This is a genomic window from Sporosarcina sp. YIM B06819 (assembly GCF_033485175.1).
Lineage (GTDB): Bacteria > Bacillota > Bacilli > Bacillales_A > Planococcaceae > Sporosarcina.
This window is the reverse complement of record NZ_JAWLIQ010000027.1, coordinates 1-22,547: the sequence shown is the minus strand read 5'-3', so window position 1 is coordinate 22,547 and position 22,547 is coordinate 1. Positions and strand designations below refer to the sequence as shown.

The window sequence follows — 22,547 nt, the reverse complement described above, 5'->3', positions numbered from 1 at the left end:
GGCACCTTTTTAAATAACAGTAATAAAAATTAACTAGCCTTTACCTCAGCAGAACCTTTCTCCTTAACCCGCTTCAATGTAGCCACAATCAAAAAGCTCACAATCACCAATAATAGCCATGAACTCACCTTACCTAAGTGAACGAGACTCCATGCAGCGGTTTGGTTAGGATATTGCCACGCTCCAAAGAATGTCGCGATATTTTCGGCTACCCATATAAAAAAACCTATGAGCACAAAAGAAAATGCGAGTGGCATACGATAACGAGTTCCATTCACTGCATATGTGACCCACGATTGCCAAAAGACAATTAAGACAAGTGCAGATAACCACCAACGTACGTCAATCCAATAATGGTGGGTAAAAAAATTCAAGTAAATCGTAGCTGCAAGAGGTACGACTAGTAAAAAAGGAGGCCACTTAACGAGCTCCACGTCAAGCCTTCTCCATGCTTGGCACAGGTAACTTGCTACACTCGCATACATGAACCCGCTATACAAAGGTACTCCGAAAATTTTGAAATAACCTTCCCCTGGATAAGACCATGAACCCATATGTACCTTAAAAATTTCAAGTGCAAGTCCAATTAGATGGAACAATGTAATCACCTTTAGTTCATCCCGCGTTTCAAGCCCAGAATGCACCATCCACCATTGCATCAAAATGCAGATGATAAGAATCCAATCATATCGCGGTAGTAAGGGGAGTGGTATGATTTGTGTTAAAGCTAAAGAGGCAAAAATAACGACAGGAAACAAACACGATAGGGCCTGCTCCCAACCGAAACGAATAAGTTGTTTTACTGCTCTCATAATTGATGCCTCCAAAGGTTCACTCGCGGGTGCTAGGTTACTGAAACCATTCGCGTCTTTCTGCGAATTGTAGCAGTGCCTGGCTTCCGCCTATTATTGTGCGTCTTCATCACTTCGGTATTCCAAAATATCCCCAGGTTGACATTCTAAAGCCTTACAAATCGCTTCTAAAGTGGATAAACGAATCGCTTTTGCTTTTCCATTTTTCAATATGGAAATGTTGGCCATCGTTATGCCGACCTTCTCCGAAAGTTCAGTTACGCTCATTTTCCTTTTTGCTAACATCACGTCAATATTGATAATAATCGCCATTGTTTTCACCTCAGACCGTTAAATCATTTTCTGATTTTATTTGAATTGCTTCTTGTAAAAGTCTTTGAAGAACAGCGGCAAAGACGGCAATCACCATTGAAGCAAAAACAGGAACCATTCCAACTATGACGAGACCTGGTGCATCGTCTAGATCGGCAACGAGAAATACAAATGGCAAAATGATGACATACAATCCACTAATTGTTATTGCACAGAATTTAATATTCTTTAGTGATTTAACAGATAACTCAGAGAAAGATTGGCTCATGTCAATATAGCTTAACAGTTTAAAAGCCTGATACAATGCCATGAAGAACGGTATAACTGAGACATACATACCTATTAAAATGGGATAGAGTATATGGGCATAATCTGGGTTTACTGGATTATTGGCGAGCTGATATAACCCATATATACACAAAGCAAGGACTGGGATTCCCATTAAAAAAACAGCCATCCTTAAAAATAGTGTTGACCCTCGTTTCATAAAAAGCACCTCATTTGTTTATTGTAAACTTAATTTTAACACGTTATTTATCGTTTTGCAATAAATACTTATCGAATATAATGGACGAGTCACATCAATTACAATATCACCATTTTTAAATAGGCGAATAGGCGGGAGCTACTAACCAATCAAAAAACCTTCCAACGACACATCATATTCCTTGAAAATATCCTCAAACAACGCTTTATCAATCAATTTACGCAATACGCCATCAAAATAACCGGGAATATTACGGACTGTTTTGCGCTTTGACGCTTGAACAGCAATATGAAGTGCTTGTATGGCCAACCGTTCAAATAAATCTCCTTGCTGCTCATGAAGGCTAAATTTCATCATGCGTAATGACTGTGCACGGTAAATCCCAAACAATTGACGAGCTAAAGAATTGTCACCAATCGTCGTTGATAATAGATCTTTTATTCTCCCAAACAACGTAGTAGGTGTAGGAGCCGGCTCCGCAGGATACGTATCTGTAAGAGTATGGGTCTTTATGTTTTTAGATTCAAAAGAAAATGCTTCAGGTTCAGGAAAAACATCGTCAGCCTCACTGTCACAAGGCTTGTCCGCTGTTGCCGGCATGGTCAAAGTCGACTGGTCAACGAAGGGTAAAATAACATAAATGTTAGCGCCAAGTCCGTTCATGACTGGGCGAATGTAATGGATCCGCTCGATAATTCCAAGACTTTCTAACTTACGAATCGCACGTCGAACCGTTACATTAGATTTACCGATTTTGTCTGCCATCGTGTCGTGCTTTAAGTGAGCAGCGCCGTATTTCACGGAGTAACGACGAATCATGTCCAACACAGCACGATCTGTTGGATTCATCTCGTTCCAATGCTTAATGACATGACGTTGCGCTGCCTCGTCCATATCTTGTGTGTTTGCGAAACGTGCGAAGTCTTTTAAGTAAATTGTCATGGTGGTCATTCCCCTTTTATTTTTTATATAGAGGGGAATGAGGAAATCGGATACATCTTTAAAAATATATTTTTGAAAAAGAAAATCCTTCTGAACAAGCAAGGATTTATTTGTTGACGGAGAGTTAGATGAAAATACAGTATATAGGAGATTTACACATAATTCCGATGGCGGTAATAGGCGGGAGCACAGTCACTACTACAATTCGCCGGCGATTGGAACATTGGGCTCTGCGATAGTCGGTATCGTGTTTTATTATGAAGCTAAGAATGGATTGAGGATTTTTTGTATCCTTGGAATTGTATTTACGATTATTGGTCTGAAAGTAGTAAGTTAGTGCGGCCAACTTTTGGAGGGTTCCCGTGTGAGAAACAATGATACATGTTTATTTGAATTAACGTATTTGTTCGAGAGACTGTACTTTTTATTCAATTACGAACACCCCTGTAATCGTAGGAAACAACTAACGATTACAGGGGTGTTTTTATAAGCAAGTCTCTTTTAAAAAACTTGCACCAAGTTCAATTTCATCACTAGAAAGATTACTAAAGCCAAGTTTACTAATGGATCCATCGGTATGATTGTGAATGAAGTAGATGGAAGTGGGATACACCTTGGCACAAAAAGGGCGGCGCGTTCAATGAGCCATTTCTCTGAATGGCCAAGTTGTCCTTTCGAAATAAAGGAATTGATTTGTATACCGCCCTAAAAGTTACTGCGGCATCGTGGCGATCAAACACTCACTCCATCATAAATAGACAACGTACGTTGCAATGAATGGAGTTGTTCATCGTTCAATGGAATCATCGGCAAACGGACACCGCCGACGGGAATTCCTGTTAGATTCAATGCCGCTTTTACTGGCGATGGATTTGGCGCGGCAAAAAGAGCTTTCATAATGGGTAACAATTTACGGTGGTCTGTAGCAGCCTCTTTGACATTGCCCATTTTGAAGTTTTTAATCATTGCTTGCATTTCATTTCCTATAATATGAGAGGAGACAGAAACAACGCCAGCTCCACCAATTGATAATACTGGAATGGTTAAGCCGTCATCGCCGCTATACAAGGAAAATCCTGCAGGCGTCTGCTCGATGATTTCAGCCATTGCATCTAAATGGCCGCTCGCTTCTTTAATTGCAACGATATTTGGGATTGCTGCCAGGCGAATGACTGTATCGACGGCGATGTTGACAACTGTTCGCCCTGGCACATTGTATAACATAATCGGTAAAGAAGTAGCAGCCGCAATCGATTGGAAGTGTTGAAACAATCCTTCTTGGCACGGCTTGTTATAGTACGGGGCGACGAGCATAATCGCATCGACACCAACATCTTCTGCTAACATTGTCAGTTCAATCGATTCCCTTGTGCTGTTCGAGCCTGTTCCGGCAATTACGGGCACTCTGCCACCCACAACTTCTACTACAAACTTAAATAATTGGACCTTTTCCCCAGTGGTTAATGTCGGAGATTCTCCAGTTGTTCCCGACACAACTAAACTATCTGTTCCGTTAGCGATTAAATGATCAATCAAATTCCTCGTAGCGTCAAAATCAATGTCCTCATGTTCATTAAAAGGAGTTACCATAGCTGTTACAACTTGTCCGAAATTCATCAATTCTCCACATCCTATTCATTTTTTTAGTAAAAAATAAAATAGAGGGTGGAGGGCAATTTATCAATTATGCCCCAGCGTAATTGCGTCCAGACTTTTTTGGGGGGTGCCTGAAAAACTCGCCAAAAAAGTACGTGACATCGGCCGGAGGCTTTATCTGGATTATTCTACTGACCCCAGATAAATTGACGCAAAAAAGCAACAACGAGGGCTCGTTGTTGCAGCGAAATAATAGATTATTTCTTTGCATAAGATAGCCCTCCATATAGTTTCCTATATGACAATCCTGCACTTATTCAACGCAGAACCAGCTTCGAGATAATGAGTGTCTCTCCACTTCGGCAAATCCCCCTTTCTACAATCTTCATAGGATCTCATTATCCTTGGATTGCATACTAATGGTTTTTGCGCCTCTATCCTTACTTCAAAGTTTCGAAATAAGTAATATTAAATTATTACCACTTTACACGTAATTCTGGACAATTGCAAGCCGAAAGTGAAATTGCTTGTTTCGGAGGCCTATAAATCCTCGTTCAACGTCTCACAGATGAGGCCATTCTTACATAAGTATGTCGTCTTCCTCTGATGACGATTGAATAGGTCATGATGTTTTCCGGCACTGCAATCCCATAAAAGCCTGTATCACCGATATGATAAATATCAGCGCCAGCCATTTTACTATTGAGTGCGATTTGGCGTATCGTTGCGACTTCATTTTCGAGGAGACTGTCACCTATGCAACCTCGAATTCCTCTTTTTGTTAGATTCATAAATAGTCCTGTCATAACCCTTGAACTTTAAGTATAATGTATCTAAATCATATTTTATTTAATGAAGTTGAAGGTCTTTCATAAAATTGTATAGGGGTGTATGTCAAATGAAAGAATACAGTTTATCAGAGAAATTAAATGAAAGTATTGTTGATGGAATTATTGAAGGGTATAGGGATTACTTGGATGTACGGCGACAAAAAGCTCGTGAATTAAAGGTTCACGGCGCTTATGCCTGGGTTAAGGGGAATCATATTGACCATTATGTTGCTTTGTCTTGTGAGGACAGCGGTGTTACTAGTACTTTAGCAAAGGCAGGTTTAACTTGGCAATATTTACAGTTCTCAGATAAGAATGAGAAGACGTTGTTTATTGTAAAAAATGTACGGTATTTTAATATAGATGAGGTGGACAAGGGGAAAGACGCGAAAGGTCGCACGCGAGGAAGTAAAGCTTCCTATATGCAAAATTTAATGCAAATTAATAGTGGCGTTAAGTTTGATGAGATTCCTGCAAAGATATTCAATCAATCTGTACAATTAGAGCTATTAGAGGATTTTCAGCCAGTGACACTTGCAGCTGAAGATACAGAAGGAATGGATGCGCAGTTTGACAGGTTTTATATCGCTACCTATAACATTGATGAGGATCATCAAATTGGTGAAATCCGTTTATGGATGCCTAATCCTGCTGATAATAAGGCATACTTAATAAGTGAGTTAACGCCATATATTGGACAAAAGTCTAGTCATTTATTTGAAATTGAGGAAGAACTAAAATCAGTTCTGGTACAAACAATTGCAGCTGAAGGTGTCCTAGATGCAACTGCCTTCGGTATTGTTCTTGATGATGTCGAAGAGCAAGAAAATTGAGTTTTTATAGAAATGAGGTGCCTTCTTGTTTATTGGTAAAAGTTTAACCAATATCCGTATTCTTAATGATTTGAGTAGGGGGCAATTGGCAGAAAAAGTGGGCGTAACTGAACAGGCTATTTGGCAATATGAAAATGGTTATATGTCCCCTAAATTAGAAGTTGTGAATAAATTGAAGCTGACTTTTAAAGTGAAAGCTTCGTATTTTTATCGTGTAGATTTATTGGATAAAGTCGATTTTGAGAATATACAGCTTCAACATATAGCGTATCGTTCTGAGACAATAAATTCTTTGAGTAAAACGCAAAGCGAACTAATGCATATTCGATTTTTAGATGAATTTTTAAAGAAAGTCGAATCCAAAATAAGTTACCCATCTAATATATTGTTGCAACTACGGAAAGAGACGCTTGAATATCTTGGACAAAACCCAAATGTTGATCGGGAAACCCAAATTCAATTCATAGCTAGCTTAGCGCGCCGAACAATTGGACTACCCGAAAGTTCTAACCAAAATATTCTTTTTTTATTGGAGAAAGCAGGCGCTTTTATTTTCGAAAAAGAAATTGGAGAAACCATTGATGCTTATAGTCTTTGGACAGAAGACGATAGGCCTTATATTATATTGGGCACGATTAAAAAGTCTGCCGCTAGAAGAAACTTTGATCTGGCCCATGAATTAGGTCATTTATTACTGCACTATAAAGTTGAATTCAACATGCAGGATAGAAAAACCTATAGAACTTTGGAAGATGAGGCGCATAGTTTTGCCTCTGAATTTCTATTACCAGAAGAATTTAAAAAAGATTGCGCAGGTATCGTTAAAGTTTCAAATCCAGATTCTTATATCGACATCAAACAAAAATGGGAAGTTTCGTTACAAGCTATTGCAATGAAAGCATATAAATTGGGGCTAATGGAATATCAGCAGTATCGCTATTTCTTCATGTCCATTAACAAAAAGGGCTATAAAACGCAGGAACCACTTGATGACCAGATTTCAATTAGCCGTCCGATGAAGATAAAAAGTATACTGCAGCTACTTTTTGATAGAGGGATTTATTCCGTATCTAATTTAATGGAGGAATTAAAAGTAGATCAAGAATTTCTAACGATATTAACAGGCATAGAAAAGGAATTCTTTGATAACTATCGTCAAAATGAACAAAAAGTTTTTACGACTAGTGAACTGGTTTTTAAACAATAATGTCACTCAGTCAACCTAAAATCGAACCTCCCAAAGCGGCGAGGTTCGTTTTGTTTTTTATCAAAATCAAGTTAAACTGTTCACGGATTTTGACATCGTTTCGTCATCTGTTTTCCTTGCAAGTAATGGTTTTGCAAATTACATGAGTGACTGGCCCTCTGTACGTTACGTTGTTTTTTCTAACTCATTCTTGTACCTTAGATACATTAGCGCACACGCTATGCCACCAATAACGAAAAGCCAAGGTGTACTAAACCTTGCAAGTGCAAGTGGCGTTTCAATTAAAAAAGCGGTTAAAAATTCTATTCCCTTCCTATTCCAAAGTCCAGGTGTAAAATAGGCTGACTTCAGGCTTGTGTATGGGGAGCTGTTATTAAATAAGATAAATGTGAAAAACATGAAGAATAGCGTGAAGTTACCGTAGTACTTCATCAAGCGTTGCAAATAGGATTTTTCGGATGCATCGTCTGAAAATAACTCATCTAGTCCGTCTGTTGGTTTGGTCCAATATTGCGACAAAGACCAGCGTGAACCTCCTATATGGTGCCAGCCAAAGTCCTCATGTAATTGTATATATTGCTCATATATTTCTATCGACTTGAATGATTGGGAATCAAGGCGAATGACTTGCTTGAGCATTTTGGTTTTTTCGAAATAATATATTCCAAATGCATTGACCTTCTTGCATATCCAACCTTTTTCAATCATTTTATTTAACCATTTCTCTTCTTTTCGTGAATCAATAAATAATCTAAATTTCTTCATCATATTCGCCTCCTTCATAAAGTGAGAGAATGTGGCTTAAACGTTCTTGTTCAGTTTGTAAAATATCTAGACCTTCGCTTGTTACCCTATAAACTTTTCTTCTTGGATCATCAGTAGGTACGAGCACAATCCACTTGTATTTCAATAAGTTCTCAACGGCTCCATATAATGTACCCGCAGCTATCCGAACTTGCCCCTTGCTCATAACTTCTACCTTCTGCATAATTGCATAGCCATGTAACGGCTCCCTTAACGCCAACAATATATAATGCATTGTTTCTGTTAAGGGAAGTAACTTATGCCTTCTCATTTAATTAACCTCCTTACCATCTGGATATACAGTCTAACTATATAGCTTAATTATATACAGTCTAACTATACATTCCAACTGTATAATTGAGTTTATAAAAAATATTTTAGGATTGTGATTGGCATCTTGTTAAATAAACCCAATATATATCGAGATGAAGAAGTAAGAAGGTGAAAAGGACGGTGTTGGGAAATAAAAGTATTTAATGGATTAAAAGTAAGTCCAGTCACAAAAACTTTTTCACCACAAATCATCCTTAAAGGAAATGATGAAAATGCAGGGAAATCTGGCAAAAGAGATTCTATTATGATTAGCAATGAAGCGCGGGCTCGGCTAGGGAATTGGCAAGAAAGGTCTGCCCCTATGATCGAAAGCTTAATGGAAAAACAGCAGAAAGTTCAAGAGGAGAAAAGTAATTTGATAAAACGTACATTGAAGGCTGGGGAAGAGCTTTCTACGATTAAAGGGCAGATTGGAGCATTTGATGAACAAATTGCCGAAACCCAGGGACAAATAGCGACAATAGAAACACAGAAACGCGAGAGAGAACAGCGTGAAAAAGTAGAAAGGCAACAAGCTACTACCCAAGTACAAGAGAAGTCTGAAACTGTACAATCCCTTGCCCAAATTAGCGCAATAAAGCAAGTGAAAGTACCCATCGAAAATGCGCATCGTCGACTCAAAACAGAAATGAAGAATGACATAGGCCGCGGGACATTTGCAGAGAGTAAGGCAAAGAAAATTAACGAACTCGCCGAGCGTACGAGAAGCCCCGATAGCGGGATGAACACCTAGATTAGAAAAGCGCAAGAATCTTCGAACGAAATGAATAAGAATGTTTCTGCTAAGGAAGAGCCGGCAGAGTTAGTAAGTGAATCGCTTGAGAACTAGCCCCCATAGTGGCTGGATTCAACATACGGCCCATTTTTCACAGGATAAACCAAAACGAACCTCCCGTAATGGCAAGGTTCGTTTTGTCTATTTTAAATTAAGCTTTTAACAACTTTCGACATCGTTCCACCGTCTGTTTTTCCGGCAAGTAGTGGTTTTGCAATTTTCATAGCATCACCCATGTTCATGCCTTTGGTGATTCCTGCCTCTGTCAACATCGCTACAATTTCTTCCTCGCTCAGTTGTGCAGGCAAGAACTTTTTGAGCAGAACCAGTTTCGCTTCTTCTTGTTCAATTAAGTCTTCGCGCTGTGCTGTTTGTGCTCCTTCCAGTGATTGATGGGTCTGTTTGATTTCGCGGTTGACGATGGCGACTTCTTCTTCAGTTGAAAGAACTGCACCTTTTTCCTTTTCCGCGCTATCCAATGCTGCTTTCAATAATGTCAGTATGCCTTTTGAAAGTACATCTTTTTCCCTCATAGCATTCTTTAAATGTTCAAATACGGTTGTCTTTAACATTGTTGCATCTCCTCCCACTTGTGGTTAAAAGTATAAAAGAGCTACATGTGAAAAGCAACAAATGGTGATTGGCTAGCTATTCGAATTCATAATAGGATGAAGCCTCACATAAATAATACTGTATCTTAGGGAATTAACTTGTGGATACAGGAGGCAGGAGGCGTTATGAGAGAAAACAATGGATGGGCATCAGAATCTTCTACGTATCTAAACAGAAATATATCAAGCAAAAGGGCTCATGAAATGCATTCACAGACGGTAGGTGAAAGAGGTCCTGTACTGGAGCAGGACAATATTTTGCATGAAACATTGGAAACCTTTGTCCATGAAAAAATTTTAGAAAGACCCGTGCATGTGAAAGGCTTTGGTGCCTTTGGCTACTTTGAGACCGTGTATTCGATGGCAAATTACACAAAGCTAAGCTTTTTACAAAATCCTGGGCAACAGGTTCCAGTCACGGTGAGGTTTTCGCTTGCTGTAAGCAATAAAGGCACTCCAGACACCTCCCGAAATGTGCGAGGATTTTCTACTAAGTTTTATACTGAAGAGGGCATTTTTGATTTGGTTTGTAATCACATCCCTGTATTTCTAGTACGAGACGCCATGCGCTTTCCAGAGGCCATTAAGGCTCTGTTACCCTCTCCAGTAAATAACTTGATGGATCCTGAACGGTTTTGGAGCTTCGTAGCCAGAGCGCCAGAATCCACTCATTTTCTAGTTTGGCTCTACTCCAATGCAGGCACAGTAAAAAGCTTTCGTCACATGCCGGGGCATAGTGTGAACACCTATGTTTGGCGGAATGAGCAGGGCGTTCGCAGCTATGTTAAGTATCACTGGGTCCCTGATGCCGGGAAGCAATATATAGACAGTCAAGAAGCCGCCCGATGGAATGGCGAGAATCCGGATATTGCAGGCAAGGATTTGTATGATGCCCTAGCAAAGGGTGAGCCCGTTGTCTATGGGCTTTATGTGCAGCTGATGAATCCAGAAGACGAAGCCACTCTTTCCTATGATCCATTGGATGATACAAAAGTTTGGGATGAACAGCAGTATCCGCTTATACCAGTTGGTCGCATGACGTTGAACCGAAACCCGGATAATTATATGGAACAAGTTGAGAAAGTGGCGTTTTCACCGTCCAATCTATTGGAAGGCGCAGAATTATCGGATGATAAGTTGCTGCAGGGACGCGCCAATATTTACTGGGATTCTCAGAGACGGCGGCTTGGACCAGATTTTCGTAGAATACCTATCAATCATCAGCAAGATTGGTTGCCAGCTTCTCTTGTGACAAGCGGAAATGGCAGATATGTGGAGGGGCATCTGGTACGATCTGATTTGCCGAAACAGGATGATTTTACGCAAGCCGGGCAATTTTATTATGGTCTTCCCCTTGTACAGCAAGACCATCTAGTCAAAAATCTTGCTACTGATCTTGCCGGCATATCTCAAAAAACGCAGCGTATTGTTTTGTCGTATTTGTATAATGCGTCGCCGGAATTGTGGGAACGGGTTGTCCGGGAAATTGATATGCAGACATAGGGGGAAGTATTGGAATTCTGTAGGAATGAGCACTGTATTTTACAGTGCTCATTCCTATTTTTATTATCTAAAAAGGATCCACAAGTTCTGAATTAGCTCCCTTTGAATGAATAAAATTCCAACACTAATTAATTCATGAATATATTTGGATGATACTGGCGATTATGTGTGATAAGCAATACATGAATGTAATTGTAAGGAGGAGCACGAAGTGGCAGATAAATCGACGGGTACAAACGGCATGAGCCGACGTACGTTTATAAAGAATTCAGGACTAGTTGCCGGAGGATTAGTGGGGGGGGGCTTGTTTGGGGGGCTGCTGACAAACCAGTTTCAAAAAAAGCCGGAAATACTATCAGATGCAAAGATGAGTGGTGGGCTACAAGAAGCACGGGTGTTTATCAATCGTGCTGAAGACTTTAATATCTTATCGGCCGCAACCGAACGCCTTTTTCCGAAAGACAGTTTAGGTCCCGGCGCTATTGAGCTAGGCGTCCCATTCTTTATTGACAAGCAATTAGCTGGTGAGTGGGGGATGAATGCCAAGGAATATATGAAGGGTCCTTTTATTACGAATATCCAAGCAGCGGGTAATCATAATAACAGCAATAATCAGGATAGCCAAGGACCGAATGCAGCCACCCAAGTCCCTGCTCCTACTCCCCGCTACCAATCTATATTAAATCGAAGTGAAATTTTTACGTTGGGCTTACGGAAAATAGATCAAGTGGCACAAGAGGACTTTGGAGCAAGGTTTGTTGACTTGGCTCCAGATAAGCAAGATGAAGTGCTGCGTATGTTCGAGGAGGATAAAGTCGAAATGAAAGGGGTAGGATCTTCAAACTTCTTCTATTTACTTCTGCAGACTACGCTCGAAGGAGCCTATGCTGATCCGGTGTATGGCGGCAATAAAAATATGATGGGATGGAAAATGAAAGAGTATCCGGGCCCACGAATGAGTTACTTGGACAAAATTGATGTGGAAGAATTCATTGTAATGGAACCAGAAAGCTTACGAAATTATCAAGGTCATTAATGGGGGGAAAATAAGATGGTAGTTAAATTGGCTAAAGTGGATGTAGTTGTTGTAGGTACGGGTTGGGCGGGTGGTGTTGTCTCAGCTGAACTTTCGAAAGCAGGCTATAAAGTGGTAGCGCTAGAACGTGGTAAAAATGTAACTCGAGATGATTATATAGGCGTGAAAGATGAACTGCGTTATACGGACCGCTATGAGATGATGCAGAATCTGGCTTCTGATACAGTTACTTCCCGAAATTATGTAGATGAAACAGCATTGCCAGTAAGAACCCGTAAGGAAGTAATGATTGGTACGGATTTGGGTGGGGGCAGTGTGCATTGGGCCGGTGCCACTTATCGTTGGAAGCCATATGATTTTGAAATTAGAAGCAAAACAATTGAGCGCTACGGGAAGAATAAGATCCCTGCCGATATGACGATACAGGACTGGGGAATCACATACGATGAGATGGAAAAGTATTATGATCGATGGGAAAAAACAGCGGGAATTTCGGGAGAACCTGATCCTATTGGAGATATGCGATCCAGTGATTATCCGAATCCACCAATGAAGGAATCTCCAGCCATTCGTTTATTTATGGACACTACCAAAAAAATGGGGTACCATCCATACCGCGTTCCTGCAGGTAATTTATCGCAAGCGTATGTAAATCCTGATGGGGAACAGATGAATCAGTGTATGTTTTGTTCATTTTGTTCACATTATGGATGCGACTTTGGTGCCAAATCAGATCCACTTGTGACGGTACTCCCAACAGCCATGAAGACCGGAAATTTTGAAGCGAGAACAGGCGCTTATGTTCGCCGTGTCTTATACAAAGGTGGCAAAGCGACAGGTGTCCTCTATACCGATACCATGACGGGAGAAGAATTTGAACAACCCGCGGATGTAGTCGTATTGGCCGCGTTCACATTTACAAACAATCGCTTATTACTGTTATCTGGTATCGGAAAGCCCTATAATCCGAATACGAGACAAGGTGTAATTGGAAGAAACTTTAACGCTCAATTTAATATTACTTTTCTAGGTGCGAGAGGATTTTTTAAAGACAAGAAATTTAATTATTACATGGGAGCAGGAGCATTAGGCGCTACCTTGAGTGATTTTGCGGGAGATAATTTCGATCATTCAAATGTAGATTTCATTAATGGCGGAGGAATCGAATTACGACAATACGGAGACGGTGCCATCGCGACGAATCATGTTCCGAAAGGTACACCAGGATGGGGAGAAGAGTTTAAGAAGAACTCAATCTATTATACAAATCGCTCTCTGGTTGTATGGTATACAATGGCAACCATGTCCTATTGGCATAACTTTTTAGATTTGGATCCAACGTATAAGGATAATTTTAATGATCCACTACTGCGTGTAACTTATAAATATACTGACCAAGACCGAAATATGGCTAAATTCGGCATAGAGAAATCACGTGAAATCATGGAAGCAATGGGTGCGGACATCATTGATGAGGATGAGGTTCCGGAAGAATTTGATCATGTCTATGATGGTATGCATTACGCAGGAGGCGTCATTATGGGAACAGACCCGGCAACATCGGCAGTCAATAACTACTTACAAATGTGGGACGTCGATAACCTCTTCGTAGTTGGTGGATCCGCCTTTCCACAATTTGCGGGCCATCACCCAACCGCAACAATTGGGGCATTGGCTTACCGCGCGTCTGAAGGAATTGTGAACTACTTGAAAAACGGCGGTCAATTAGTAGAAGCAAAACAGAAGAGTAGCATTGTTTAACTTTTTTTCGGAAGTTCCTCCATTTCAAAAGTTACGGAAATTGAAGGTTGAAAAGACAGCTATAATTCAACAACGCTTGAGCGTTTACTCAAGCGTTTTTTTGATTAATAGCATATCAGCACTTTTTTATTAAACATGCTGCCCCTACATAAAGACAGAAGCAGCTCAATGTAAAAGAGAATTTTTTTTACGTAAGGAATCTCGGATCCGGAATAAGCCCTACTACTGGATGTGGCACGTATAACTCCTCTAAATAAATCATCTCATCAGGAGTCAAGCGAATATCAAGTGCAGCTACCGCACTTTCAAGATGGCTTTCTTTTTGTGCACCAATAATTGGCGAGACAACTTGGTCCTTATTCAGAAGCCAAGCTAACGCAATCTTATCGCGAGTAACATCGTGCTTGATTGCTACTTCAGCCAAACGTTCTACGATGCCGCGATCAGCAGAAATCATACTATCATATTTTGAATGTTGAATTGTGTCCGTTTCAGAACGAAAAGTAGTCTCTGACCAATCACGAGTCAAACGACCCGAAGCAAGTGGACTGTACGGTGTAATCGCAATTTTTTCATCACGACAAAATGGAATCATTTCACGCTCATCTTCACGGTAAATCATATTATAGTGGTTTTGCATGGAGACAAATTTCGTCCAGCCATTTTGTTCAGCTACACGTTGCGCTTTTTGGAATTGCCAAGCGTACATAGCACTCGCACCAATATAACGAGCTTTCCCTGATTTAACGACATCATGAAGAGCTTCCATCGTTTCTTCAATTGGTGTGTGATAGTCCCAGCGATGAATAATATATAAATCTACATAATCTGTTTCCAGGCGTTCCAAACTATGATTGATTTCGCTCATAATTTCTTTACGGGATAATCCACCGCTGTTTGGGCGACCTGGGCGCATTGTTTGATGAACTTTTGTTGCGAGGACAATATCGTCACGTTTTGCATAGTCCTTTAGTGCGCGGCCAAGAATTTTCTCACTCTCACCCAGCGAATAAACATTCGCGGTATCAAAGAAATTAATCCCTAAATCGAGCGCTTTTTTAATGATTGGACGACTATGTTCTTCGTCTAAAACCCATTTGTGGGTCCATTTCTCTGCATCCCCGAACCCCATTGCCCCTAAACAAATACGAGATACATCCATCCCGGTATTGCCGAATTTAACGTATTCCATAATAAAACCTCCATTGTTTTATTTACCGTTTACTTTTCTTGTTCATCAAATTCACGAAGCTCTTTTTCAGTGGGAACAACATGACTCTCATAGTTATCAATCTTAAAATTCAAACGCCTGAGTGCACTTTGCATCATATTAATACGCTTTTGCAAATCGTCACGTTCATCACTTAGTATGCCCACACGAGCTGGGATAGTGGTATCATCACCATCTTTGAACAACCCAATGTATTCGATTAGTGCTTCAATGGATAATCCTGCTTCACGCATTTTGCGAGAGAACTCAATCCAGCGAATGTCCTCATCGTCAAACTCACGTACACCATTTTTATTTCTTTTTATGGGTGGTATTAAGCCAATGCGCTCGTAATAACGAATTGTATCAGCAGACACACCAGTTTTTTCACTTACCGGTTTAATGTTCATGTAAATCCACCTCTTTTCTTTTGAGCTAAGTTCAGTCTAAACCTTGGAGTGCACTCTAAGGCAAGGGAATTGAGTTATTCTTTTTCCTTCTTCAAATCTGACGGAACCAGTGTGACTGAAAAGACAGCAGCGAGCTCAAAAATACTTGTGAGTGTATTCAAGTTTTTTTGATTGTCTAGAAAACTATATTGAAATCGGATGAGGAGGCAGACTTTTGGGGTCTAAAGATGCCAATATTTTTTTAGAAGGATAGTGTGTAAGATGAATTTTGATTGACTCTTGACAATCTTCAAACTACATGACAATATTATAGGTAATCGCTTACAATTGAATAATTGGATTGTTACTGTTTGGCAGGCAAAACCTAAGTTTGTGTTGGAATAATGAATAATTATTCTTTTCACAGAGTTGGGTTTTTATTGTGCTTATTTAAAGGGAGGGCTGATCATTGAATCAAAGGCGAAGGTATATGAAGATTGAGAAGGTATTAAATAATAATGTTGTCATTTCGAATAATGAATTGAACCAAGAAATAGTTGTGATGGGGCGAGGTTTGGCTTTTCAGAAAAAGGTAGGAGATCCAATTGAAAACTCTAAAATCGAGAAAACCTTTATCTTGGAAAAAAACGGTGTTTCTGAAAAACTTGCTAACTTATTGAGAGATACTTCTGAATTATATTTGAATATTTCGTCAAAAATTTTAGATTATGCCAAAACCCAACTGCCATTTAAATTGGACGATTATTTATATGTTGCCTTAACTGATCACTTAAGCTTTGCAATTATTAGGCATGAGCAGGGAATCGACTTTAAAAACGCGTTATTATGGGAAATTCGAAAGTATTATAAAAGTGAGTTTCAAGTTGCTTTAAAAGCCCTTGATATTATTGAAAATGATACGGGAGTCAGACTTCCAGAAGATGAAGCAGCTTCAATTGCATTACATTTAGTAAACAGTCAAATCTCCGGCGAGAATATGGCGGGGGCTGTACAAGTTACGGAAATGGTTAATAACATCTTGAACATTGTAAAGTATTATTTCCAAGTGGAGTTAGATGAGAGTTCGGTCAACTATGAACGTTTTTTAACGCATCTCCGATTCTTTGCCATACGGTTTATGCGTAAGGAAATTGCAGCGGATAGTCATGATGCTTTTTTATATGAACAAATGCAACAAAAGTATACAGATGCTTTTCAATGTAGCCAAAAGATTGTTGCTTATTTGGATAATACCTATCAATATACTATTTCCAAAGATGAAGAAATCTATTTAACATTGCATATTCATCGAGTCACTCAACGGCATGAATTAAATAGTATATCTGAGTGATTTATGGAGGTTGAATAGTAGTATTGTACTAACTACTAAAAGTTTATGAAAGCGTTGACATTATAAAAAAGGTGTGATATATTTCGATTAAATAAAATATTCATTCATGGAATGTTACCAAATTTGGGCATAACCTGAACTGATCTGACACGTAAGTAACTTATGTGTTCGGATTGGGTCGGGTTTTTTTATTTATAAAAATAACTTTTGGGAGAAAGAGGGGATCGAAAATGAAGTACGAACAATTGGCAAAGGACATCGTTGAAAACGTTGGGGGTAAGGACAATATTAGGCGTGTTGTACATTGTGTAACGCGTTTGCGTTTTCAGTTAAAGGATGAAGGAAAAGCAAATACCAATGTGCTGAAAGAAATGGATGGCGTTGTTACGGTTATGAAAAGCGGTGGCCAGTACCAAGTTGTCATCGGAAATCATGTGCCTGATGTCTACAAGGCGGTACTAGAAGTAGCGGGGCTTCAAGCGCAGGCCCCTGTAGAAGAGGACGGTCCAAAAGAGAAAAAAGGTTTGTTAAATGGGTTTATAGATATCGTTTCTAGCATCTTTTTTCCTGTGCTTGGCGTATTAGCTGCTGCAGGGATGATCAAAGGATTTAATGCGTTATTCATAGCTTTAGGTTGGTTAGACAATACTTCTGGGACGTATCAAATTCTTAATGCAGTTGGGGATGCCCTGTTTCACTTCTTCCCGATCTTCCTAGGCTATACAGCGATGACGAAGTTTGGTGGCAATAAATTCATCGGGATGGCGATAGGTGCAGCGCTTGTTTATCCGTCATTGTCGACGTTAACTGCTGGCGATCCACTCTATACATTATTTGCAGGAACAATGTTTGAATCACCGGTTTATATTACATTTTTGGGTATTCCAGTTATTTTAATGAGTTACGCATCATCTGTTATTCCAATTATTCTTGCGGCTTATTTCGGGTCTAAAATAGAAAAAGGGTTTAAGAAAGTCATTCCTGATGTTGTAAAACTGTTCTTAGTGCCTTTCGGAACATTATTAGTTATTGTACCCGTTACATTTATTGTGATTGGACCTATTGCAACATGGGCTGGTCAAATTTTAGGACAATCGACGATTTGGATTTATAATCTAAGTCCAATTGCAGCGGGAGCGGTTCTTGGAGGATTATGGCAAGTAATCGTTATTTTTGGTCTACATTGGGGTATTGTTCCAGTTGCTATCAATAATCTTATGACTATGGGTGCAGATCCAATCCTAGCTATGGTGTTTGCGCCATCATTCGCACAAATCGGTGCCGTTCTTGCAGTCTGGATGAAAACAAAACAGCAAAAGCTGAAATCACTTAGTATACCGGCATTTATCTCAGGAATTTTCGGTGTCACAGAACCAGCAATTTATGGCGTTACACTGCCATTGAAAAAGCCGTTTATTATGAGTTGTATTGCTGCTGCAGTCGGAGGAGGTATTGTTGGGATTACTGGTACTCATGGATACCTCCTTGGTGGTCTTGGCATCTTTGCTATTCCAAGTTTTATTCATCCGACAGGGGGTCTAACAATAGAATTTTGGGGCGCAATTATTGCGATGGCAGTCGCTTTCGTTTTAGGTTTTATTCTTACCTATTTGTTTGGAATGGGCAAAGGAAGAAATTCAGAGAAAGGTGAAGAAACTGTCGTAGCAAATACTGCTAATCATAAAGAAACTACAGTTAAAGTAAATAACAAAGTGGTTTTCAGTCCTTTTAATGGTCAAATGATTCCTTTATCGGAGATTAATGATGCGGCATTTGCATCTGGCGCACTTGGAGCAGGTGTGGCTATTGTTCCGTCAGAAGGGAAACTATTCTCACCTGTTACTGGTACAGTAACTGCTCTATTCCCTACAAAGCACGCAATAGGTATTGTGGCTGACGATGGTGCAGAAATGTTAATTCATATTGGATTGGATACAGTTCAATTGGAAGGAAAGTATTTCACAGCACATATTGCGCAAGGTGACCGTGTTGAAAAAGGTCAATTACTCATCGAATTCGATATTGAACAAATTAGAACTGCTGGATTTGATGTGACAACGCCGGTCATTGTGACAAATCATGAACGCTATAAGCTAGTACCAACGACAGAAAAACAAATTAAGCATGGGTTCGATTTACTTGAGTTACAGGCAAAATAACGTTAAAAAGGGAAGCATGTTAAAGCATGCTTCCTCTCAAATAAAATTAATAGAATAGGAGAATTTATATGTCTACAAACTTTCCACAAGGATTTTTATGGGGCGGTGCGATTGCGGCCAATCAGGCTGAGGGTGCTTATCTTGAGGACGGAAAGGGACTAACAATCGTTGACCTGCTTCCAACTGGAGAAAAACGGTGGGATGTTATGACTGGTCATATTGATTCCTTTATACCTAGTGCTGAAGAATACTATCCATCCCATGAATCGATTGATTTTTATCGCCGTTATAAGGAGGATATTGCTCTATTTGCAGAAATGGGATTCAAAGCGTTACGCCTTTCCATCTCTTGGGCAAGAATTTTCCCGAACGGAGACGATGAGTCACCAAATGAAGCTGGTTTACAGTTCTATGATAATTTGTTTGATGAGTTATTGAAGCATGGAATTGAGCCGGTTGTTACACTTGCTCACTTTGATGTACCGGTACATTTAGTTGAAACGTACGGTAGCTGGAGTAACCGAAAGCTCGTGCATTTCTTTGAGAAGTATGTAAAAACAGTCTTTACACGTTATAAGGACAAAGTGAAATACTGGATGACCTTTAATGAGATTAATATGTTGCTTCACTTGCCGTTTATAGGCGCGGGTCTTGTTTTCAAAGAAGGGGATAATCAAAAACAAATCCAATACCAAGCAGCGCATCATCAGCTTGTAGCAAGTGCATTAGCTGTGAAAGCTTGTCATGAGCTAATACCGAATGCAAAAATTGGCTGTATGCTTGCGGCGGGAACGACTTATCCGTATACATGTAACCCGGACGATGTGTATGAGGCAATGGAAAAAGATCGTGAGTCCTTTTTCTTTATTGATGTGCAGTCACGTGGGGAATATCCTGCATACACGAAGCGGTTCTTTAAAGATAACGATCTGACTATTAAGATGGAAAAAGAAGATGCAGCCCTTTTGAAAAATCATACGGTTGATTATATCGGGTTTAGCTATTATTCAAGCCGTACAACAAGTACAGATCCAGAAATAGTAAAGCAATTGACAAGCGGTAATGTTTTTGGGTCCATTGAAAATCCATATGTAGAAAAGTCAGCGTGGGGATGGACCATTGACCCTAAAGGGTTCCGTATTACAGCCAATCAGCTGTATGACCGTTACCAGAAACCATTGTTTGTTGTGGAAAATGGACTTGGTGCCGTAGACGAATTGAATTCAGATAGAGAAATCCATGATGATGGCAGGATTGATTACCTGAAAAAACACTTGATTGAAATGTCCGAGGCAATCGAAGACGGGGTAGATATTATTGGCTATACAAGTTGGGGACCGATTGACATTGTTAGTGCCTCGACAGGGGAAATGAAGAAACGCTATGGCTATATATATGTCGATAAAGATAATGAAGGCAATGGATCATTGACTAGAACGAAGAAGAAAAGTTTTGATTGGTATAAAAAAGTGATTGAAACGAACGGGGCAAGTCTTGAAAATTAACAATTAAAAAACAGGAGGTATGAAGAAATGGGACAAATGAATGCAAGTTTTCCAGATGGATTTCTTTGGGGAGGAGCTACGGCTGCTAACCAAATGGAAGGTGGATTTTATGAGGGAGAAAAAGGTTTAAATATTGCGGATGTTCTTCCAGGTGGGAAAGAGCGACTGAAGATATTAATGGAGCCAGGATTTGATTTCGAAATTGATAAAACAAAATATAGTTATCCGAATCATGAAGGCATTGATTTTTATCATCGTTATAAAGAGGATATTGCGCTATTTGCAGAAATGGGTTTTAAAGCATTCCGTATGTCCATTGCCTGGACAAGAATTTTCCCACAAGGGGATGAATTGGAAGCAAACGAAGAAGGACTCGCTTTTTATGATCGCGTCTTCGATGAATTGCATAAATACGGCATCGAACCAGTCGTAACGATTTCACACTATGAAATGCCGATAAATCTAGTTAAAGAATACGGTGGCTGGAGAAACCGTGAAGTCGTCACATTCTTTGAAAGATACGTGAATGCAATCTTTACTCGTTATAAGGACAAAGTGAAATACTGGATGACTTTCAATGAAATCAATAGTGGCTTAATGATGCCGATCATGGGTCTAGGTTTTTCAATTGAGAAGGAAGAAGATAAGTATCAGGCGACTTACCAGGCGTTCCACCATCAATTTGTTGCTAGCAGCATCGCGGTCAAAGCTTGCCATGAAATCATTCCTGGATCGCAAATTGGTTGTATGATTATTTTCGCACCCGTCTACCCATTTGACGCAAATCCGGAAAATATCCTTTATGCGCATCAGGAAGAACGGTTATTTAATAATTTTTGCGCAGATGTCCAAGTGCGGGGAGAATATCCAGCCTTCATAAATAGTTACTTTGCAAAACATGGCATTGAATTAGATATTCGAGAAGGTGATCTAGAATTATTGAAAGAGCATACTGTCGACTATATTGCTTTTAGTTATTATATGTCACGAACAGAGAAAAAAGAGAAATCCGAAATGGAACAAGCGCAAGGGAATATATTAGCGGGTGTGAAAAATCCTTTCCTTAACGCAAGTGACTGGGGTTGGGAAATTGATCCAACAGGGTTGCGCGTCTCTTTGAATAAATTGTATGACAGATACGAGGTTCCACTTTTCGTTGTTGAAAATGGTTTAGGTGCTTATGATGAAGTTGAGCAAGATGGTTCCATCAACGATGACTATCGTATTGATTATCTACGTGAGCATATTACGGCGATGAAAGATGCCATCAATGAAGATGGTATTGAGATAATGGGCTATACGAGCTGGGGCTGTATTGACCTAGTGAGCGCATCGACAGGCGAAATGTCAAAACGCTATGGCTATATCTATGTGGACAAGCATGATGATGGTAGTGGAACGTTGGAACGGAAGAAGAAAAAGTCTTTCTTCTGGTATAAGGATGTTATCGCGACGAATGGTGAAAATCTATAGCATAATCATACCGCCGGCAAACCATTGTGGTTGCCGGCGTTTTTTGTTGATTGGATTAGATGGCTCTTTTACTTAACAGTTGACATCTACCCTGTAGATGCAATATTAACCTATATATGATCAAAATAACAGTCACCGATTAGCAAGCCATACGAAGATAGCATAGTCTATATGGATAGTAGTTTGATTCGTAACGGAGGCACTTGAACAGCATATAAAAAACTATAAAAATAGTTAAAAGTCCATTGGTATTGTGCATACTTTTCCGTACAAGGGGGATAGAACTTGTACGGAGGTGGTAATTATGAAGCGATATAGTATAGGCCAACCCACATACGGAATGAATGTGGCTGTTCAAATGTTAAGAGATTGGGGTTTTACGGGTAAAAGGAAGTTTAAGCCCGACTATGTTTCCTTGTCCCGCCATCGTTACAACTCGCAGAAACAACTTGCTAACGAAGTTTTACATCTCGTCAAGGAGTTGAGGGGAGGATGATTCTGGGGGAAAAGGTCAGGTTGAGACCGACAAAAGCGCAAGAATTAAAAATGTGGAAGTCGGTTGGTACCGCAAGATGGGTCTATAATTGGACGCTCGCACGGCAACAGGAAAACTACAAA

General features: G+C 39.8%; 21 protein-coding genes, 2 pseudogenes and 1 riboswitch. Of the genes and pseudogenes, 12 read left to right on the top strand and 11 right to left on the bottom strand.

The genetic code is table 11. The features are described 5' to 3' along the window. Positions 1–29: 29 nt before the first annotated feature. From R2B72_RS15895 to R2B72_RS15880, 4 genes are all read right to left on the bottom strand, one after another. Positions 30–812 carry a DUF817 domain-containing protein gene (locus tag R2B72_RS15895; RefSeq protein WP_318617714.1) on the bottom strand — a complete coding sequence of 261 codons (783 nt, stop codon included), beginning with the start codon at positions 810–812 and terminating at the stop codon, positions 30–32. Between the two features lie 93 nt (positions 813–905). After that, positions 906–1,124, bottom strand: coding sequence for a helix-turn-helix transcriptional regulator (locus R2B72_RS15890; RefSeq protein WP_318617712.1), 219 nt, complete (start codon positions 1,122–1,124; stop codon positions 906–908). Between the two features lie 10 nt (positions 1,125–1,134). Then, positions 1,135–1,611: a DUF2975 domain-containing protein gene (locus tag R2B72_RS15885; RefSeq protein ID WP_318617709.1), complete on the bottom strand. Its 477-nt coding sequence runs from the start codon at positions 1,609–1,611 to the stop codon at positions 1,135–1,137. 141 nt (positions 1,612–1,752) lie between these two features. After that, positions 1,753–2,553 carry a helix-turn-helix domain-containing protein gene (locus R2B72_RS15880; protein WP_318617708.1) on the bottom strand — a complete coding sequence of 267 codons (801 nt, stop codon included), beginning with the start codon at positions 2,551–2,553 and terminating at the stop codon, positions 1,753–1,755. Positions 2,554–2,767: 214 nt separating this feature from the next. On the opposite strand from R2B72_RS15880, the pseudogene R2B72_RS15875 reads away from it, so the two are divergent. Further along, positions 2,768–2,890, top strand: a pseudogene (locus R2B72_RS15875) (QacE family quaternary ammonium compound efflux SMR transporter); the annotation flags it as partial. 395 nt (positions 2,891–3,285) lie between these two features. Here the strand turns inward: R2B72_RS15875 and dapA are convergent. Together dapA and R2B72_RS15865 are read right to left on the bottom strand one after the other, a co-directional pair. Then, a complete protein-coding gene (gene dapA / locus R2B72_RS15870; RefSeq protein WP_318617707.1) occupies positions 3,286–4,170 on the bottom strand; it encodes a 4-hydroxy-tetrahydrodipicolinate synthase in 885 nt (294 codons plus the stop codon). 246 nt (positions 4,171–4,416) lie between these two features. Continuing rightward, positions 4,417–4,594: riboswitch (Lysine riboswitch) on the bottom strand. Between the two features lie 109 nt (positions 4,595–4,703). Next, positions 4,704–4,877: pseudogene (locus R2B72_RS15865) on the bottom strand (haloacid dehalogenase-like hydrolase); the annotation flags it as partial. A 170-nt stretch (positions 4,878–5,047) separates the two neighbouring features. On the opposite strand from R2B72_RS15865, the gene R2B72_RS15860 reads away from it, so the two are divergent. Together R2B72_RS15860 and R2B72_RS15855 are read left to right on the top strand one after the other, a co-directional pair. Beyond that, positions 5,048–5,812 carry a hypothetical protein gene (locus tag R2B72_RS15860; protein WP_318617706.1) on the top strand — a complete coding sequence of 255 codons (765 nt, stop codon included), beginning with the start codon at positions 5,048–5,050 and terminating at the stop codon, positions 5,810–5,812. Between the two features lie 25 nt (positions 5,813–5,837). Then, a complete protein-coding gene (locus R2B72_RS15855; RefSeq protein ID WP_318617704.1) occupies positions 5,838–7,019 on the top strand; it encodes an XRE family transcriptional regulator in 1,182 nt (393 codons plus the stop codon). 165 nt (positions 7,020–7,184) lie between these two features. Here R2B72_RS15855 and R2B72_RS15850 read toward each other — a convergent pair whose 3' ends face one another. Beyond that, entirely contained in the window at positions 7,185–7,787 is a 603-nt protein-coding gene (locus R2B72_RS15850; protein WP_318617702.1) for a DUF2812 domain-containing protein, read from the bottom strand. Further along, positions 7,771–8,094, bottom strand: a complete 324-nt coding sequence (locus tag R2B72_RS15845; protein WP_318617700.1) for a PadR family transcriptional regulator — start codon at positions 8,092–8,094, stop codon at positions 7,771–7,773. The genes R2B72_RS15850 and R2B72_RS15845 overlap by 17 nt, the downstream gene beginning before the upstream one ends. A gap of 306 nt (positions 8,095–8,400) precedes the next feature. Here R2B72_RS15845 and R2B72_RS15840 point away from each other — a divergent pair, with 306 nt between their 5' ends. After that, entirely contained in the window at positions 8,401–8,889 is a 489-nt protein-coding gene (locus R2B72_RS15840) for a hypothetical protein (RefSeq protein ID WP_318617698.1), read from the top strand. Between the two features lie 188 nt (positions 8,890–9,077). On the opposite strand, the gene R2B72_RS15835 is transcribed toward R2B72_RS15840, so the two are convergent. Continuing rightward, positions 9,078–9,503: a GatB/YqeY domain-containing protein gene (locus tag R2B72_RS15835; RefSeq protein WP_318617696.1), complete on the bottom strand. Its 426-nt coding sequence runs from the start codon at positions 9,501–9,503 to the stop codon at positions 9,078–9,080. A gap of 165 nt (positions 9,504–9,668) precedes the next feature. Between R2B72_RS15835 and R2B72_RS15830 the strand changes: the two genes are divergently transcribed. The 3 genes from R2B72_RS15830 (at position 9,669) to R2B72_RS15820 (ending at position 13,842) form a co-directional block, all read left to right on the top strand. Then, complete coding sequence (locus R2B72_RS15830) at positions 9,669–11,045, top strand: catalase (protein WP_412177867.1); 1,377 nt, start codon at positions 9,669–9,671, stop codon at positions 11,043–11,045. Between the two features lie 211 nt (positions 11,046–11,256). Continuing rightward, the gene (locus R2B72_RS15825; protein WP_318617694.1) at positions 11,257–12,081 is read left to right on the top strand and encodes a gluconate 2-dehydrogenase subunit 3 family protein; all 825 of its coding nucleotides are present in this window, start codon (positions 11,257–11,259) and stop codon (positions 12,079–12,081) included. 15 nt (positions 12,082–12,096) lie between these two features. Continuing rightward, positions 12,097–13,842 carry a GMC family oxidoreductase gene (locus R2B72_RS15820; RefSeq protein WP_318617692.1) on the top strand — a complete coding sequence of 582 codons (1,746 nt, stop codon included), beginning with the start codon at positions 12,097–12,099 and terminating at the stop codon, positions 13,840–13,842. 187 nt (positions 13,843–14,029) lie between these two features. Here R2B72_RS15820 and R2B72_RS15815 read toward each other — a convergent pair whose 3' ends face one another. Next, on the bottom strand, positions 14,030–15,034 hold the full coding sequence (locus R2B72_RS15815) for an aldo/keto reductase (RefSeq protein WP_318617690.1): 1,005 nt from the start codon (positions 15,032–15,034) through the stop codon (positions 14,030–14,032). A gap of 29 nt (positions 15,035–15,063) precedes the next feature. Next, a complete protein-coding gene (locus tag R2B72_RS15810) occupies positions 15,064–15,462 on the bottom strand; it encodes a MerR family transcriptional regulator (protein WP_318617688.1) in 399 nt (132 codons plus the stop codon). A gap of 469 nt (positions 15,463–15,931) precedes the next feature. Here R2B72_RS15810 and licT point away from each other — a divergent pair, with 469 nt between their 5' ends. The 5 genes from licT to R2B72_RS15785 form a co-directional block, all read left to right on the top strand. After that, positions 15,932–16,792, top strand: coding sequence for a BglG family transcription antiterminator LicT (gene licT / locus R2B72_RS15805; RefSeq protein ID WP_318617762.1), 861 nt, complete (start codon positions 15,932–15,934; stop codon positions 16,790–16,792). Between the two features lie 230 nt (positions 16,793–17,022). Continuing rightward, positions 17,023–18,951 (top strand): beta-glucoside-specific PTS transporter subunit IIABC, encoded by a 1,929-nt coding sequence (locus R2B72_RS15800; RefSeq protein ID WP_318617686.1) that lies wholly within the window; start codon positions 17,023–17,025, stop codon positions 18,949–18,951. 68 nt (positions 18,952–19,019) lie between these two features. Next, positions 19,020–20,456, top strand: a complete 1,437-nt coding sequence (locus R2B72_RS15795) for a 6-phospho-beta-glucosidase (RefSeq protein WP_318617685.1) — start codon at positions 19,020–19,022, stop codon at positions 20,454–20,456. Between the two features lie 36 nt (positions 20,457–20,492). Then, positions 20,493–21,929, top strand: a complete 1,437-nt coding sequence (locus R2B72_RS15790) for a glycoside hydrolase family 1 protein (RefSeq protein WP_412177869.1) — start codon at positions 20,493–20,495, stop codon at positions 21,927–21,929. 492 nt (positions 21,930–22,421) lie between these two features. After that, on the top strand, positions 22,422–22,547 hold a 126-nt coding region (locus R2B72_RS15785), incomplete at its 3' end, for a helix-turn-helix domain-containing protein (protein ID WP_318617760.1).

What these genes read in the sequence shown, in the direction of transcription:
- R2B72_RS15845 (WP_318617700.1), bottom strand. Translation starts at nt 8,094, where the DNA reads ATGAGAAGGCATAAGTTACTTCCCTTAACAGAAACAATGCATTATATA.
- R2B72_RS15815 (WP_318617690.1), bottom strand. Translation starts at nt 15,034, where the DNA reads ATGGAATACGTTAAATTCGGCAATACCGGGATGGATGTATCTCGTATT.
- R2B72_RS15820 (WP_318617692.1), top strand. Translation starts at nt 12,097, where the DNA reads ATGGTAGTTAAATTGGCTAAAGTGGATGTAGTTGTTGTAGGTACGGGT.
- R2B72_RS15830 (WP_412177867.1), top strand. Translation starts at nt 9,669, where the DNA reads ATGAGAGAAAACAATGGATGGGCATCAGAATCTTCTACGTATCTAAAC.
- R2B72_RS15835 (WP_318617696.1), bottom strand. Translation starts at nt 9,503, where the DNA reads ATGTTAAAGACAACCGTATTTGAACATTTAAAGAATGCTATGAGGGAA.
- R2B72_RS15840 (WP_318617698.1), top strand. Translation starts at nt 8,401, where the DNA reads ATGATTAGCAATGAAGCGCGGGCTCGGCTAGGGAATTGGCAAGAAAGG.
- R2B72_RS15850 (WP_318617702.1), bottom strand. Translation starts at nt 7,787, where the DNA reads ATGATGAAGAAATTTAGATTATTTATTGATTCACGAAAAGAAGAGAAA.
- R2B72_RS15800 (WP_318617686.1), top strand. Translation starts at nt 17,023, where the DNA reads ATGAAGTACGAACAATTGGCAAAGGACATCGTTGAAAACGTTGGGGGT.
- R2B72_RS15810 (WP_318617688.1), bottom strand. Translation starts at nt 15,462, where the DNA reads ATGAACATTAAACCGGTAAGTGAAAAAACTGGTGTGTCTGCTGATACA.
- R2B72_RS15790 (WP_412177869.1), top strand. Translation starts at nt 20,493, where the DNA reads ATGAATGCAAGTTTTCCAGATGGATTTCTTTGGGGAGGAGCTACGGCT.
- R2B72_RS15795 (WP_318617685.1), top strand. Translation starts at nt 19,020, where the DNA reads ATGTCTACAAACTTTCCACAAGGATTTTTATGGGGCGGTGCGATTGCG.
- R2B72_RS15880 (WP_318617708.1), bottom strand. Translation starts at nt 2,553, where the DNA reads ATGACAATTTACTTAAAAGACTTCGCACGTTTCGCAAACACACAAGAT.
- R2B72_RS15885 (WP_318617709.1), bottom strand. Translation starts at nt 1,611, where the DNA reads ATGAAACGAGGGTCAACACTATTTTTAAGGATGGCTGTTTTTTTAATG.
- R2B72_RS15890 (WP_318617712.1), bottom strand. Translation starts at nt 1,124, where the DNA reads ATGGCGATTATTATCAATATTGACGTGATGTTAGCAAAAAGGAAAATG.
- dapA (WP_318617707.1), bottom strand. Translation starts at nt 4,170, where the DNA reads ATGAATTTCGGACAAGTTGTAACAGCTATGGTAACTCCTTTTAATGAA.
- R2B72_RS15860 (WP_318617706.1), top strand. Translation starts at nt 5,048, where the DNA reads ATGAAAGAATACAGTTTATCAGAGAAATTAAATGAAAGTATTGTTGAT.
- R2B72_RS15895 (WP_318617714.1), bottom strand. Translation starts at nt 812, where the DNA reads ATGAGAGCAGTAAAACAACTTATTCGTTTCGGTTGGGAGCAGGCCCTA.
- licT (WP_318617762.1), top strand. Translation starts at nt 15,932, where the DNA reads ATGAAGATTGAGAAGGTATTAAATAATAATGTTGTCATTTCGAATAAT.